16 protein-coding genes are annotated in these 15,245 nt (G+C 57.7%); 13 read left to right on the forward strand and 3 right to left on the reverse strand.

Annotated elements, in window-relative coordinates; all coding sequences use genetic code 11:
* The first annotated feature begins 117 nt into the window (after window positions 1-117).
* The 9 genes from iscR (at window position 118) to iscX (ending at window position 6,513) form a co-directional block, all read left to right on the forward strand.
* Complete coding sequence (gene iscR / locus PMI16_RS12665; RefSeq protein ID WP_007880054.1) at window positions 118-621, forward strand: Fe-S cluster assembly transcriptional regulator IscR; 504 nt, start codon at window positions 118-120, stop codon at window positions 619-621.
* Between the two features lie 15 nt (window positions 622-636).
* Window positions 637-1,890 carry an IscS subfamily cysteine desulfurase gene (locus tag PMI16_RS12670; protein ID WP_007880055.1) on the forward strand — a complete coding sequence of 418 codons (1,254 nt, stop codon included), beginning with the start codon at window positions 637-639 and terminating at the stop codon, window positions 1,888-1,890.
* Window positions 1,891-1,959: 69 nt separating this feature from the next.
* The gene (gene iscU, locus PMI16_RS12675; RefSeq protein WP_007880057.1) at window positions 1,960-2,364 is read left to right on the forward strand and encodes a Fe-S cluster assembly scaffold IscU; all 405 of its coding nucleotides are present in this window, start codon (window positions 1,960-1,962) and stop codon (window positions 2,362-2,364) included.
* Window positions 2,365-2,392: 28 nt separating this feature from the next.
* A complete protein-coding gene (gene iscA, locus PMI16_RS12680) occupies window positions 2,393-2,716 on the forward strand; it encodes an iron-sulfur cluster assembly protein IscA (protein ID WP_007880060.1) in 324 nt (107 codons plus the stop codon).
* 188 nt (window positions 2,717-2,904) lie between these two features.
* Window positions 2,905-3,420, forward strand: coding sequence for a Fe-S protein assembly co-chaperone HscB (gene hscB, locus PMI16_RS12685; RefSeq protein ID WP_007880064.1), 516 nt, complete (start codon window positions 2,905-2,907; stop codon window positions 3,418-3,420).
* Between the two features lie 6 nt (window positions 3,421-3,426).
* Entirely contained in the window at window positions 3,427-4,041 is a 615-nt protein-coding gene (locus PMI16_RS12690) for a LysE family translocator (protein ID WP_007880065.1), read from the forward strand.
* A gap of 7 nt (window positions 4,042-4,048) precedes the next feature.
* Window positions 4,049-5,914 carry a Fe-S protein assembly chaperone HscA gene (gene hscA, locus PMI16_RS12695; RefSeq protein ID WP_034380231.1) on the forward strand — a complete coding sequence of 622 codons (1,866 nt, stop codon included), beginning with the start codon at window positions 4,049-4,051 and terminating at the stop codon, window positions 5,912-5,914.
* Between the two features lie 17 nt (window positions 5,915-5,931).
* The gene (gene fdx, locus PMI16_RS12700) at window positions 5,932-6,270 is read left to right on the forward strand and encodes an ISC system 2Fe-2S type ferredoxin (protein WP_007880067.1); all 339 of its coding nucleotides are present in this window, start codon (window positions 5,932-5,934) and stop codon (window positions 6,268-6,270) included.
* 48 nt (window positions 6,271-6,318) lie between these two features.
* The gene (iscX, locus tag PMI16_RS12705) at window positions 6,319-6,513 is read left to right on the forward strand and encodes a Fe-S cluster assembly protein IscX (protein ID WP_007880068.1); all 195 of its coding nucleotides are present in this window, start codon (window positions 6,319-6,321) and stop codon (window positions 6,511-6,513) included.
* A gap of 87 nt (window positions 6,514-6,600) precedes the next feature.
* Here iscX and PMI16_RS12710 read toward each other — a convergent pair whose 3' ends face one another.
* Together PMI16_RS12710 and PMI16_RS12715 are read right to left on the reverse strand one after the other, a co-directional pair.
* Window positions 6,601-7,920, reverse strand: a complete 1,320-nt coding sequence (locus tag PMI16_RS12710; protein ID WP_007880069.1) for a DUF1501 domain-containing protein — start codon at window positions 7,918-7,920, stop codon at window positions 6,601-6,603.
* Window positions 7,921-7,927: 7 nt separating this feature from the next.
* A complete protein-coding gene (locus PMI16_RS12715; RefSeq protein WP_007880071.1) occupies window positions 7,928-9,430 on the reverse strand; it encodes a DUF1800 domain-containing protein in 1,503 nt (500 codons plus the stop codon).
* A gap of 447 nt (window positions 9,431-9,877) precedes the next feature.
* On the opposite strand from PMI16_RS12715, the gene PMI16_RS12720 reads away from it, so the two are divergent.
* From PMI16_RS12720 to PMI16_RS12730, 3 genes are all read left to right on the forward strand, one after another.
* The gene (locus tag PMI16_RS12720; protein WP_237719855.1) at window positions 9,878-11,170 is read left to right on the forward strand and encodes an EAL domain-containing response regulator; all 1,293 of its coding nucleotides are present in this window, start codon (window positions 9,878-9,880) and stop codon (window positions 11,168-11,170) included.
* Window positions 11,171-11,338: 168 nt separating this feature from the next.
* Window positions 11,339-12,025 carry a response regulator transcription factor gene (locus PMI16_RS12725; protein WP_007880078.1) on the forward strand — a complete coding sequence of 229 codons (687 nt, stop codon included), beginning with the start codon at window positions 11,339-11,341 and terminating at the stop codon, window positions 12,023-12,025.
* 8 nt (window positions 12,026-12,033) lie between these two features.
* Window positions 12,034-12,729, forward strand: coding sequence for a response regulator (locus PMI16_RS12730; protein WP_007880080.1), 696 nt, complete (start codon window positions 12,034-12,036; stop codon window positions 12,727-12,729).
* A gap of 38 nt (window positions 12,730-12,767) precedes the next feature.
* Here the strand turns inward: PMI16_RS12730 and PMI16_RS12735 are convergent, their stop codons facing one another.
* Entirely contained in the window at window positions 12,768-13,232 is a 465-nt protein-coding gene (locus PMI16_RS12735; RefSeq protein WP_007880081.1) for a rhodanese-like domain-containing protein, read from the reverse strand.
* A gap of 361 nt (window positions 13,233-13,593) precedes the next feature.
* Here PMI16_RS12735 and glnA point away from each other — a divergent pair, with 361 nt between their 5' ends.
* Entirely contained in the window at window positions 13,594-15,009 is a 1,416-nt protein-coding gene (glnA, locus tag PMI16_RS12740; protein WP_007880082.1) for a type I glutamate--ammonia ligase, read from the forward strand.
* Window positions 15,010-15,245 lie beyond the last annotated feature (236 nt).

Genomic DNA, 15,245 nt, shown 5'->3' on the forward strand with positions numbered 1-15,245 from the left:
CATCAGGCGAGAGGATTTTTTCAGTACCTGACAAGATTACTCAACTTTGATATACTTGACGTAAATATTCGGGAATTCAGGGAGTGGTTCTGAAAACTGTTCTGGAGTCGAGATTTCATGCGATTAACTACTAAAGGTCGTTTTGCCGTGACAGCAATGATTGATCTGGCGTTGCGCCAGGGCAATGGCCCCGTCACGTTGTCCGCCATCAGCGAGAGGCAGGAAATTTCTTTATCATATCTGGAGCAGTTGTTCGGCAAATTGCGGCGCCACCAGATCGTCGAGTCCGTGCGCGGACCCGGCGGCGGTTACAACCTGGCGCGCAAGGCGGGCGATGTGTCGGTGGCCGACATCATCATCGCCGTCGATGAACCCCTGGATGCAACGCAATGCGGCGGCAAGGAAAATTGCCATAGCGTCACCCACCCCGGCGGCACGCGCTGCATGACGCACGACCTGTGGTCGACGCTCAATGAAAAGATGGTCGAATATCTCGACTCGGTCTCCCTGCAAGACCTGGTCGACCAGCAGCACCAGAAAGAACAGAAGCATCCGGAACACAGAACACTCGGTACTGAACAAAGCGTGGTTGTCATGCACCGCCCTCACGCAGCGGTTTGATTGGAGCTAGAACAAATGAATGCACCTCTGGAAAAAAGCCTGTTGGACACCATCAAGGCGCCGCATTTTCCAATTTACCTGGATTACTCGGCAACCACGCCGGTCGACCCGCGCGTGGCCGACAAGATGATTCCCTACCTGCGCGAGCAGTTCGGCAATCCTGCGTCGCGCAGCCACATGTACGGCTGGACGGCGGAGAAGGCCGTGGAAGATGCACGCGAAGAAGTCGCCAAACTGGTCAACGCGGATTCGCGCGAAATCATCTGGACTTCCGGCGCGACCGAAAGCAACAACCTGGCCATCAAGGGTGCGGCACAGTTCTACAAGACCAAGGGCAAGCACATCATCACGGTCAAGACCGAGCACAAGGCCGTGCTGGATACTTTCCGCGAACTGGAGCGCCAGGGCTTCGAAGCGACTTACCTGCAACCGCAGGACAATGGTCTGGTGACCGTCGAGCAAATCGCCGCAGCCGTGCGTCCCGACACCATCCTGATCTCGGTCATGCTGGTCAACAACGAAATTGGCGTGATCCAGCCCGTGCCTGAAATCGGCGAATTCTGCCGTTCCAAGGGCATCATTTTCCATTGCGACGCTGCCCAGGCAACCGGCAAGGTCAAGATCGACCTGGAAAACTGGAAAGTCGACCTGATGAGCTTCTCGGCCCACAAGACTTACGGTCCCAAGGGCATCGGCGCGCTGTACGTCCGCCGCAAGCCGCGCGTGCGCATCGAAGCACAGATTCACGGTGGCGGTCACGAGCGCGGCCTGCGTTCGGGCACGCTGGCGACGCACCAGATCGTCGGCATGGGCGAAGCCTTCCGCATCGCCCGCGAAGAAATGGACACCGAACTGGCCCACATCCGCGCCATGCGCGATCGCCTGGCCAAGGGTTTGCAAGAGATCGAAGAAACCTACATCAACGGCGACATGGAGCACCGTGTGCCGCACAACCTGAACGTCAGCTTCAATTACGTCGAAGGCGAATCCCTGATCATGGCGATCAAGGACATCGCGGTGTCGTCCGGTTCGGCTTGCACCTCGGCCAGCCTGGAGCCGTCGTACGTGCTGCGCGCGCTGGGCCGCAGCGACGAACTGGCGCACAGCTCGATTCGTTTCACCATCGGCCGTTTCACGACCGAAGAAGACATCGACTTCACGATCGATCTGATCAAGAGCAAGGTCGGCAAGCTGCGCGAACTGTCGCCGCTGTGGGATATGTACAAGGACGGGATCGACATCAGCACGATCCAATGGGCTGCACACTAAATAAATATCGCGAAAATGAAAACCGCCCCCCTATAGAACGCAGGGGCGACCTCATCAAGGAGCATCAAAATGTCTTACTCGGAAAAAGTACTCGATCACTACGAAAACCCACGTAACGTCGGCGCCTTCGAAAAGGGCGACGAGACCGTAGGCACAGGTATGGTCGGCGCGCCCGCTTGCGGCGACGTCATGAAGTTGCAGATCAAGGTCGGCGCCGACGGCGTGATCCAGGACGCCAAGTTCAAGACTTACGGTTGCGGTTCGGCGATTGCTTCGTCGTCGCTGGTGACCGAATGGGTCAAGGGCAAGACATTGGATCAAGCCTTGTCGATCAAGAACACCCAGATCGCCGAAGAACTGGCGTTGCCGCCGGTGAAGATTCACTGCTCGATCCTGGCGGAAGACGCCATCAAGGCCGCGGTGCAAGACTACAAGGCCAAGCACGGCAGCGTCGAGCAAAAGGCTGCGGCCTAATTCCAGAAGCAAGCGAAGGGCAAGCATCATGGCAATCACACTGACTGAAAAAGCTGCAAAGCACATCAGCCGCTACATGGAACGTCGCGGCAAAGGCCTCGGCCTGCGTCTCGGCGTGCGCACGACCGGCTGCTCCGGCCTGGCTTACAAGCTGGAATATGTGGACGAAGAAACACCGGAAGATCAGGTGTTCGAATCGCGCGGCATTCGCGTCTATGTGGATCCCAAGAGCTTGCCTTACATCGACGGCACCGAACTCGACTTCGCCCGTGAAGGTTTGAACGAAGGTTTCAAGTTCCAGAACCCGAACATGAAGGATGAGTGCGGTTGCGGCGAAAGCTTCCGTATCTGATGTGATGATTGTTGCGGTCACCGAATCGCCGATGTTGTGGCGACCCGGTCGATCCGGATCTAGTGCTTAGCCAGAATCGCGTTTGTATCGTTTCAGCGATAGCCTCTGAAGAGTAGTTCTGCCAAGCCTGTTGAAGTCCGAACAGGCTTTTTATTTTTTTGTTCACCTGAACAAGCTTTGCACAACGTATGCAAAATCACTTCGCACTTTTCCAATTGCCGCAACGCTTTGCCGTCGATCTGACCGCGTTGGAAAAGGCGTTCCATGGCGTGCAGAATCAGGCGCATCCGGACAAATTCGCCAATGCGACCGGCGCCGAGAAGCGCGTCGCCATGCAATGGGCCACGCGCGCCAACGAAGCCTACCAGACGCTCAAAAATCCTCTCAAGCGCGCCACCTATCTGTGCGAGCTCAACGGCGTCGATCTGCAAACCGAATCCAACACCTCCATGCCTCCGGCATTCCTGATGCAGCAAATGGAATGGCGTGAAGAGCTCGACGACGCGCGTGCAGACAAGAATGTCGATGCACTGGAACAACTCGACGGCGCCTTGCGTGGCGCAAAGAAGGACTCCGTCATCCGCATCGAAACGCTGCTCGACGCCAACGATTTCGCCGGTGCCGCCCAACTGGTGCGCCAGTTGATGTTCCTTGAAAAATTCGGCGAAGAGATCGGCAATGCTTTCGCCCTGATCGAAGGTTGATGCGCCATGCCTGACGTGTTCCTGTTTCTGATCGCTGCCATGATGCTGACCCTCGCTCCGGGGCCGGACAACATCTACGTGCTCACGCGCGGCATCGCGCAGGGCAAGAAGGCGGGGTTGGTTGCAGCACTCGGCTTTTCATCGGGATTGTTCTTCCACACCTTGCTGGCGGTGCTCGGTTTTGCCGCCATCATCAAGGCTTATCCGGCTGCTTATCACTTCTTGCAATATGCGGGCGCGGCGTATCTGGTGTATCTCGGCATCCGCACCTTGCGCTCTGCCGCATCGATGTCGCTGGAAGCGACCATGACGCCGGTCAGCCTGTCGCGCATTTATTGGCAAAGCGTGATCGCCAATATCCTCAATCCCAAGGTGACGCTGTTTTTCATCGCTTTCCTGCCGCAATTCGTCAACGTGCATGCCGGCCACGTGGCCTGGCAGATGCTGTTGCTGGCGGTGGTGTTCATTCTTCAGGCGCTGGCGATTTTCAGCGCGATTGCGTTTTTCTCCGGCATCGTCGGCGCGTACTTCAAGCGTCAGGCGCGTGCCGCTCTCTATTTGAACAGGCTTGCCGGCTGTGCGTTTGTGGGACTGGGTATCCGCATCGCCTTGCCGGAATAAATCGACTATGGCTCTTCTCCAAATCTCCGAACCGGGCATGTCCACCGCGCCGCATCAGCATCGGCTGGCGGTAGGCATCGATCTCGGCACCACCAATTCGCTGGTCGCGACCGTGCGCAACAGCATCCCTGAGGTCCTCAACGACGAAGAGGGCCACAGCCTGTTGCCGTCGGTGGTGCGTTACCTGCCCAACGGCCACGCCAACATCGGCTACAAGGCACAAGCTGCGCAGACCACCGATCCGAAGAACACCATCGTCTCGGTCAAGCGCTTCATGGGTCGCGGCCTGAAAGACATCGCCTACGTCGAGAATCTTCCCTACGATTTCCAGGATGCGCCGGGCATGGTGCAACTGAAGACAGTGGCGGGTGTGAAAAGCCCGGTCGAGATTTCGGCGCAGATTCTGGCAACCTTGCGCCAGACTGCGGAAGACGCGCTGGGCGACGACCTGGTCGGCGCCGTGATCACCGTGCCGGCGTATTTCGACGATGCGCAGCGCCAGGCGACCAAGGATGCGGCGCAACTGGCCGGTCTCAATGTTTTGCGCTTGCTCAACGAGCCTACGGCTGCCGCGATTGCCTACGGTCTGGACAATGGATCGGAAGGCACGTTCGCCGTCTACGATCTGGGCGGCGGCACCTTCGATATTTCCATCCTCAAGCTGACCAAGGGCGTGTTTGAAGTCTTGTCGACCGGCGGCGATTCCGCACTGGGAGGCGACGATTTCGACCAGCGTTTGTTCTGCTGGATTTGCGAACAGTCGCAACTGGCGCCCTTGTCGGACGAAGACACGCGCATCCTGCTGGTGAAGGCGCGCGAAGTGAAAGAGTTGCTGTCGTCCAAGGCTTACACGCAAATCGATGCGGTCCTGAATTCGGGCGAAGAAGTGCACCTGTCGATCACGGCGGAAGAGTTCACCGCGCTGACCCAGCATCTGGTCGGCAAGACCATCACGCCGTGCCGCAAGGCGCTGCGCGATGCGAACCTTTCCGTGGATGACGTCGACGGCGTGGTGCTGGTCGGCGGCGCAACGCGCATGCCGCACGTGCGCAAGGCGGTCGGTGAATTCTTCCAGACGACACCGTTGGCCAATATCGATCCGGACAAGGTCGTGGCGCTGGGCGCCGCCGTACAGGCCAATCTGCTGGCCGGCAACCGTGCTGCCGGCGACGACTGGCTGCTGCTGGATGTGATTCCCTTGTCGCTCGGCATCGAGACCATGGGCGGCCTGGCGGAGAAAGTCATTCCGCGCAATTCCACCATTCCGTGCGCGCGTGCGCAAGAGTTCACGACGTTCAAGGATGGCCAGACCGCGATGGCGATCCAGGTGGTGCAGGGCGAGCGCGAGCTGGTCGCCGACTGCCGTTCGCTGGCGCGTTTCGAACTGCGCGGCATTCCGCCGATGGCGGCAGGCGCTGCGCGTATCCGCGTGACGTATCAGGTTGATGCCGATGGTTTGCTGTCGGTGTCGGCGCGTGAAATGACGTCGGGCGTGGAAGCGGCGATCACGGTCAAGCCTTCCTACGGCCTGGCCGATGACGACGTCGCACGTATGCTGCAGGAATCCTTCCAGTCGGCCGACGAAGACATGAAGCGCCGCGCCTTGCGCGAAGAACAGGTTGAAGCCGAGCGCATCATTCTCGCGACGGAGTCGGCGCTGAATGTCGACAGTGCCTTGCTGAATGAACAAGAGCGCATCGACGTCGCTGCATTGATCGAAGTCGTGCGCGAGAAGGCGCAAGGCGACGATCATCTGGCGATCAAGGCGGCGGTCGAAGCGCTGGCGCAGGGCACCGAAGAATTCGCTGCGCGCCGCATGGACCGCAGCGTTCACGCCGCGCTGGCCGGCAAGAAATTGGATGAAGTTTCGTAAAGATAGAGGTGAATACCGTGCCACAAATCGTCATACTCCCACACCCCACTTTTTGCCCCGACGGCGCCGTGATTGACGCGCCGGTCGGCAAGACCCTGTGCGACGCCATGCTCGACAGCGATGTCGACATCGAACACGCCTGCGAGAAGTCGTGCGCCTGTACCACTTGCCACGTGGTGATCCGCGAAGGATTCGACACGCTGGATGACCCGACCGACAAGGAAGAAGATTTGCTCGACATGGCCTGGGGCCTGGAAGCGAATTCGCGCCTGTCGTGCCAGGTGGTGCTGGGCGACGACGATCTGGTCGTCGAGATTCCGAAGTACACGATCAATCACGCCAGCGAGAATCATTGATTCGACTTGCGGCTGCGTGGGCGACTGATCAACATGAAGGAGGCAGCCATGAAATGGACCGATATTCAGCATATTGCTGAAGAACTCAACGACAAGTTTCCGGACACCGATCCCAAGACCATACGCTTCACCGATTTGCATCGCTGGGTGATGGAGCTGGATGGTTTTGATGACGACGCCAATCGTTCCGGCGAAAAGATTCTGGAAGCGATTCAGGCCGCCTGGATCGAAGAAGCCGGGTAAGTTCCGGCGGTGCTTGCTGCAGACGTGAAAAAGGAGCGTAGATCGCTCCTTTTTTCATGCCTGCAATGTGGCAATCTGCGCCGGCAATCACACCAGAATATTCGACACGTGCTGCATGCCCGTCGCGTACTGCGGAAAAATCTGCTGCATGGCGCTGTCGGGAATGCGCATGTGCTTCTCCGACAGCGTCGACATCACCGCGCGAAAGTCGGTGGTGATCGCCAGATCGCGTCCTTCATTGAGTTCCGCCTTGTTCAGCCCCGGCCACTGGCCGTAAATCGTATGTCCGCGCACGTTGCCGCCGAGCAGCCACATCACGTTGCCGTGACCGTGGTCGGTGCCGCCGTTGCCGTTTTCGCGGAAGGTGCGGCCGAACTCCGACACCACGACGATCACCGTGTCATTGAACGCCGGACCGAGTTCCTGCGCCAGCGTCGCCAGACCGGTCGCCAGCGGAGCCAGGCGGCCGGCAAGCTGGCCGGCGCCGTTGCCTTGATTGGCGTGCGTATCCCAGCCGCCCACCGCGAGAAAACCAAGACGGATCTTCGGATCGCCGCGCATCAAGCGACCCAGGCGGGCGGTGTCGATGGACAGGCCATTCGGCAAGGGCGCACCGTTGTTGGCCATGCGTTGCTCGTCGCTGCTCATTTCCGCCATCAGCTCCTTGCGTGCGGCGAGGCCGTCGCGGTAAGCCTTGCCGAGGGCGTCGTTGCCGACGTACATGGCGCCATAGGCTTGATTGACTTTGGGTTGATCGATCAAAGTTTGACGGGCCGCATCGCGGCCGGTCGGCATGTTGGCGACGACTTGCCGGCCGCTGAGGATGCGCGGCGTCGATTCTCCCAGCGTCAACGCTTGCACCGGCGATTCGGACCGCGGCAGCTGGCCTTGCAGCCGATTCATCCAGCCGTCGCGCGTGTTGTGCTGGCCGGGCGTGCCGGTCTCCATATAGTCCTGCGCTTCGAAGTGAGAGCGCGAACCGTCCGGCGAACCCGATGCATGGACGAAAGCCAGCTGCCCGCTTTCCCAATAGGGCATCAAAGGGCGCAGAGACGGATGCAGGCCGAAGTAGCCGGTCAGATCGATCGCACCGTTGTTCTGCCCCGGACGCGCCACGGCGATGCCGGGGCGCGCCTGATAGTACTCGCGGTCGCCATGCGGCACGACGACATTGAGGCCGTCGACGGCGCCGCGCAGGAAGACGACCACCATGCGCGGCGTGCCGTCGCCGTTGGCATGCGGGCGTTGCTTGGGTGTGCCATAGGCGAGCGGGGCGCTGCTGGTGGAAGACGCGGCAGAAGAGGGCTTGCCGACCGGCGCCACGGCGCAGCCCGACAGGCCGATGGGGATGACGATGGCGCTGCCGCCGGCCATGCCCATGTAACGAATGAATTCACGACGGTTCATGATGTTCCTAACGTTTCATGAAGGCAGGGCTGCCCAGGATCAGGCCAACCTGCAGGTTCGTTGGCGACGCGACAATCGTCGTCACGTTCTCTTGGCTCAGCATCGGCGACAGCGTTTGCATCAGTTGCACGGGATCGACGGACGCCGCATCGGGCGACGGTTGCGTCCCCTCGGGCCGCGCAATCGGCGATTTGCCGTTGCTCAGGCCGTTGACGAAATTGATCCGGCGCAATAGCGCATCGGGATTGAGCCAGGCTTCTTCGGAGTATTTGTAGCCCTCCGGCGTCAGCCAGCCGTACAAAGGCATCCCGAATTGGTTTAAAACGCCGCTGACGGGCTTGCCGTTGACCACCGGCGTTGCGGTTGCACGCAGGGACGAGATGACGTATTGGTATGGCGTCTTGAACTGGCTCTGGTAATTCTTGCGCGCCCAGAATTGCGGACTGTCGAACAAGACGCGCAGCACCGACTTGATGTCGCCGTTGGTGGCGAGAAAGCGCTGCGACATCTGATTGACCAATTCCGGATCGGCTTGATCGGAGACGAAGTATTGCACCAGCTTGGTCGAGATGAAACGCGCCGTGGCGGGATGGCGCGCCAGCATGTCTAGGGCAACTTCGCCTTCCTGCTGGCCGCCGCGCGGAATGGTCCTGCCGAGGAATTGCTTGTCGCCCGTATCGTGACGTCCCGGACGGAAGATGAAGGAGGCGTCGTCGGCGCCTTCTTTCATTTCACGCACATCGATGGTCCAGCCGCTGAGGATGCGCGCCAGAGAAATGACGTCGGCCTGGCTATAGCCGCCGTTGACGCCCAGCGTATGCAGCTCCATCAGCTCGCGCGCGTAGTTCTCGTTGAGGCCCTTGAAGCGGCCTTTGGCTTGCGGCGTATTGGCGCCGCTGCTGAGCCAGTTGTCGAGGTAGTACAGCATGGCGGGATGATGTGCGACGGCGCCCAGCAACTGGCGGAAGTTGCCGAGTGCGTTGGGACGAATCACGTTCTTTTCGTAGTCCGCATTCCAGTAGCGCACCCATTCCTTGCCTTCGAAGATATTGAAATGATTGAACCAGAACTCGGTCATGACCTCCTGCAACTGACGCGGACTTTCCGTCGCCATCCACAGGCGGGCCAGATGGCTGGCCGGCGTGATCTCTTTGGCGGCGCGCTGGCGCGCGGCATTTTTTTCCTCCGGTGAAGCGGTGTTGGGGGGGGAGGACGGCGGGCCGTACTGGATATACAGTTGCGGTGCGCTCAGGTTATAGGTCGGCAAGCCGTTGAGTCTGGCCTGCAGGTCGGCAGGCAACGCGATGTGTTCCGGATCGAGCTGCTCGTCGATGTAGCGCTTTATGCCGATCTTTTCGACGGCAGCGACATCGCCGGGGCGAGGACCGTATGCCAGCCGGTTGAGTACATGCAGCGCCTTCTCCTGAGAGGTCAGCGCCTGCGCGGATGCGACGCTGCACAGGCACAATGTCAGCAATCCGGTCAAGCCGTGTCGGAACGAGGTCTGCATGATTTCTCTGCGCAAAAAAAGGGGGGGCGGGGCGATGCCTTCAGTATGGACATCCTCGTTTCCTGTCGCTGTAATAAAGTGTAAGGATAGAAATAATCCTGACAAAAAGCTGTCAGTCACGATGGATTCAACTCGCACAGATTATCACCGGGATTGGTGTTTTTTTGAAAAAAAACACATTGATTTTTGTGACGTATTTTCTCTAAAAACATCGACTTAATTTGAATGTAATTCAATTATTTTCACTAATATTTTTGAAAATATAATCAAGAAAAAATTATTTAAATTTAGCAAAAATATTTAATCGGATTGGCGATGTTTTCGTCTGTAAGACAGATTTGAAATCTCGTCTTTTTTCTTCGAAAAAACAAGGTTAAAAATTAAGAAAATTCTCATATACGCTCTTTAATTCGATGTCCACAATGGCGCCCTGTACCAAGCTACCCGATGCGCTGCGGCAAGCGCCACCAAGTTGGAGCGACTATGAGAATTATTGAGGAACTATCCGTTTTAATCGTCGAAGACGAACCACTTCAACGCACCTTCATCGCCGAGAAACTCAAAGAACTGGGGGCAATCGATATCCGATGTGCAGGCGACGGCGTTGAAGCCATCGCCCTGTTGAAAGAGCGCCGGGTCGACTTGATATTTTGCGACATCGGCATGCCCAATATGGATGGCTCTCAATTCGTGCTGGCGCAAGTCGCGTTGCCGGCGTCGCATGGCGCGCATCTTCCCATGCTGATCTGGATGAGCGCACACGACGGAGACGTGCTGGAATCGCATTTGCAGATGGCGAGTTCGGCAGGTTTTCCTTTTGTCGATGCGATTGCCAAGCCGCTGACCTCGCCGATGCTGGCGGCCGCCCTCGACGCGGTGCTGGCGTCGTTGAAGACAACTGATGTTGCACAGAAGAGGATGCCCGCGTCGACGCGCGTTTCTTCCGAAGAAGGAATCGGCGACGACGATATTTTGCGGGCGATATGCGACACCAGCGAGTTCGAGGTGTGGTATCAGCCGCATATTTCACTGAAGACCAAAATGGTCGTCGGCGCCGATGCGCTGGTGCGTTGGCGCCATCCCAAATTCAGCGGCTTGTCGCCGGCCCAGTTTGCCGATCTGATCGAGAAACAAGGCCTCGGGCTGATGTTGTTTTATCGTACCGTCAACCACGTCCTGAAGACCCAGCAAAAGCTGGGAAAAATCGGCTGCAGTATTCCCGTTTGCGTGAAGGCCTCCGCCGTCACGCTGGAGACGCCGGAAATCGCGGATTACCTCCATGAGCGCCTTCAGCAACATGACGTCCCACCCGCGCTCATCACCATCGGCATTTCAGAGGAGGAGCCGCCGCAGCAAGCCCTGAAGCTGGCTGCTTCGCTCAATCGCTTGCGCTTGCGCGGATTGGGTTTGTCGATCGACGATTTCGGGTCGGGCATCTCGACAATGAAGCTGCTGTCGCAGATGCCTTTTACCGAGATTCGCATCGGCGGCCACTTCGTCCGCCAGTTTCTGCGCCAGGCCCAGTGCCGTGTCATTGTCGAATCGATCATCAACATCGCCAGGCGGCTCGGCCTCAAGGTCGTGGCGGAAGGGATTGAGAACGCGCGGCAGATGGAAGTGCTGGCTGCGATGGGATGCATGCATGGGCAAGGGGGGATTGCCAAGGCGATGAAGCAGGAAGATTTTTTGAATAGCGTCGGCGCCGCGTATTTGTTTAACAATAGCCTCGTAGATGAGTGAACTTACTATTGTATTTTTACTATTCTTGATACACTTGATCATGATTCGTTTGGCCGTTGGCTCGAATTTTATCGTGATCGCATCTAGGCCAAACAAAAGAATCGATATCGATGTCCGTCGGTTTTGCTGCGTAATGAAGACTCGGAAGGCTCGCGAAAGGGTGTCACGATGACATGGGCAGGAACAAAAGCGATTCGAATCGCATTGCTGGACGATCATGCCGTTGTCAGACACGGACTGGCGGCGCGGTTGAAAGAAGAGTCGGACTTTCAGATCGTCGGCACCTACGCCACCAGCAAAGACATGATGGCGGCATTGCGTGCGTCTCCTGCCGACATACTGCTGATCGATTATTCGCTGAGCATCAACGACATCGACGGGCTCAATCTGATCCGTGCCTTGAAGGTGCGTTTCCCCGACAGTAAAATCCTCGTCTCATCTTCCCACTACAACCCCGCTACGGTCGCTTTGGCCATGAGGGCGGGCGCGCGCGGTTTCGTCGGCAAGGAGCAGGAGCTGTCGGAGCTGATCGCCGCAGTGCGCTCGGTGTCGGTCGGCAGGGTGCATCTCAACCCGCTGATGGCGGCGGAAATCTCTTCCATGCTGTCCAGTAATGTGCAAGACGACGACGCCTCCGGCACGGGCGATTCCCTGACCGACAATACCGAATTGTCTCCGCGCGAAAGAGAAGTGCTGCGCTGCTGCCTGGAAGGCATGAGCGTGACGCAGATCGCCGAAAAATTTGCGCGCAGCGTGAAGACCATCAGCGGCCAGAAGCAGGCCGCGTTTCGCAAGCTTGGCGTGCGCAACGATAACGAACTGTTCAAGATTCAGCATCAACTTCAGGATTTATAAGGCGCATCATGACTACTACTTTGTCAGCACCGGAGCCATTGATTCTCGTCGTCGATGATTCGGCCACCAGCCGCGTCGTGATTGAAAAGCAACTGAAGAAACTGGGCTGTAACGTGACCACGGCACAAGACGGCATGTCCGGGTTGGCCGCGATGGCAAAGGTCGAGTTCGATCTGGTTCTGCTCGATTGCCAGATGCCGGACATGAGCGGCTACGACGTTGCGATGCAGGTGCGCAAGCGGGAGCGGGAAGAGGAGAGCGCACACACGCCCATCGTCGCGATTTCCGCCGAAACCGACGCGGCCCATATGCAAATGTGCCTGGACAGCGGGATGGACGGCGTATTGGGCAAACCTCTGCCGGTTGACGAACTGAAGAAGATATTGTCGCTTTGGTGCGACGTTGATGTCGCCGCATCGCCTGCGACGACCGTGGAGGAAATGTCGGCCGCCGATTTGCAGGCCTTGTTCAGATCGACGTCGCTGGAGGATTTTGCCGCCATGCAGGTGTTGCTCGCACAAGCCGACATGCGCGGCATCGGTCGCATGGCGCATCGCATGAAAGGCGCCGCACTGACCATGGGCGCCGCAACTATCGTCGGGACGCTCGAACGCATCGAAGCCATTGTCATCCGCAACGCGGCGCCGGCGTCGGACCTGCCTGCCGAAATCGATATGCTGAAGCAGCAACTGCAGACGATCTGAGCCTGTTTCATCGTTGCGCAGCATTGACCTAACCGCTCTCAGGCGCCTGCCCAGGGTAGTCCAGCCTTGCACCAGCCTTCAATCGTCTTGCGATGGCCCGCGCTATCCTTGTTGCCTTCAAATCCTTCCAGAATGTCGTAGCACTGCGTGTAGCCGTTTTCGGTGGCGAGTTTCGCCGCATGCCGCGAGCGCACGCCCGAGCGGCACAGGAACAGCAGGACGGTATCCTTGCCCGCAACGGCAGCAAGTTGTTCAAGGAATTGCGGATTCGGCGTCCCTTCCGGATACAGGTTCCATTGCACCGCCAGATGTTGTTCGGCCGGCACCGTCACCTGGCCGACCCAGTCGCGTTCAGCTTTGGTGCGGACATCGACCAGCCTGATGGTTGCATTGCCTTGCAGCAATGCAAATGCTTCTTGCGGCGTGACTGCGCCGGCGTAGGGAAATTGACCGGTTTGGGCGCGCTGTTGCGCGGAAGAAAGAATGTCGTTGCTGGAGGTCATATTGCTTCCTGTCAATTATGAATGAAAGTAAAAAGTACAAATATCGATTCTGATAAATGCACTTAAATGGTGCGTATAAGTGAAAATGATGTTTATTGGTGCATTTATTGTAATTTGCACCATTTTGAGTCGATGATTACGCGCCAATGCACTGCTCGGAAACGCCTGTCCGGCAATAACTCCCTAAAATATGCCATACGCATCAACACAAGGCAGTTGATGGCATGGAATCTGCTATCATTCCCGCCTGAGTTCTGGCGCACTATCTGTTGTATTTTGCTGCACACATCAAGTCGCACGTAGTCGGCTCATCACCCAAATTGTACAAATTTATACTACTTCCTCGTTTTAGGAGATTCGCATGGCAAGGACGGCCGCAGAGGTTTTGAAGTTGGTGAAAGACAATGAAGTCAAGTTTGTTGATTTCCGTTTTGCCGACACCCGGGGTAAAGAGCAGCACGTAACGGTTCCAGTTTCCCATTTCGACATCGACAAGTTTGAATCGGGTCACGCATTCGACGGTTCCTCGATCGCTGGCTGGAAGGGTATCGAAGCTTCGGACATGTTGCTGATCCCTGATCCGAATACTGCCAACATCGACCCGTTCATGGAAGAAACCACATTGTTCATGCAATGTGACGTGATCGAGCCATCCGACGGCAAGGGTTACGATCGTGACCCACGTTCCATCGCCAAGCGCGCTGAAGCGTACCTGAAGTCCTCGGGCCTGGGCGACACCGCCTATTTCGGTCCTGAGCCAGAATTCTTCATTTTCGACGGCGTGCGCTGGGGCGCGGACATGTCCGGTTCCTTCGTCAAGATCGAATCCGAAGAAGCATCGTGGAGCTCCGGCGCCAAGCTCGAAGGCGGCAACACCGGCCACCGTCCTGTCGTCAAGGGCGGCTACTTCCCGGTCCCACCGGTCGACAGCTTCCAGGACATGCGTTCGGAAATGTCCCTGATCCTCGAATCCCTGGGCATCCCTGTTGAAGTGCACCACCACGAAGTGGCCGGCGCAGGTCAGAACGAACTGGGCACCAAGTTCTCGACGCTGGTCGAGCGCGCCGACTGGACACAAACACTGAAGTACGTGATCTGGAACGTTGCCCACACCTACGGCAAGACAGCGACCTTCATGCCCAAGCCACTGGTCGGCGACAACGGTTCCGGCATGCACGTTCACCAATCGGTCTGGAAAGACGGCAAGAACCTGTTCGCAGGCGACGGCTATGCCGGTCTGTCCGAATTCGCGCTGTTCTACATCGGCGGCATCATCAAGCACGCCAAGGCGCTGAACGCGATCACCAACCCAGGCACCAATTCGTACAAGCGTCTGGTTCCGGGCTTCGAAGCACCGGTCAAGCTGGCTTACTCGGCACGCAACCGTTCCGCATCGATCCGTATTCCACACGTTGCGAATCCCAAGGGCCGTCGCATCGAAACACGTTTCCCGGATCCACTGGCGAACCCATACCTGTGCTTCTCGGCTCTGCTGATGGCGGGTCTGGACGGCGTGCAAAACAAGATCCATCCAGGCGAAGCAGCTTCGAAGGATCTGTACCACCTGCCGCCGGAAGAAGACAAGCTGATCCCGACAGTGTGCGCATCGCTGGAAGAAGCGCTGGACGCACTGAACAAGGATCGCGAGTTCCTGACACGCGGCGGCGTCTTCACCGACAGCATGATCGATGCCTACCTGGACCTGAAGGGCCAGGAAGTGCAACGCTATCGCATGACGACACACCCAATCGAATTCGACATGTACTACTCGCTGTAATCGTCGATTTTGCATTGATAAAAAAGGGAAGCTTGCTTCCCTTTTTTTATGGCTTGTCGCGACCTTGCATGCATTGCCGTCATGCTTCGTCGCACATGGTTGGACCTGCGAAAATATTGTCATACACTAGAACTCATTTCATAAATAGGCGTGAGTGCGAGCTTGCCCTGTTTGGGATGAAGTGCAAGGCGCGAATCGGGGTCAAGACTGGGCGTCTTGACCCCGATTCGTAACGC

It is taken from the genome of Herbaspirillum sp. CF444 (assembly GCF_000282135.1).
Lineage (GTDB): Bacteria > Pseudomonadota > Gammaproteobacteria > Burkholderiales > Burkholderiaceae_D > Herbaspirillum.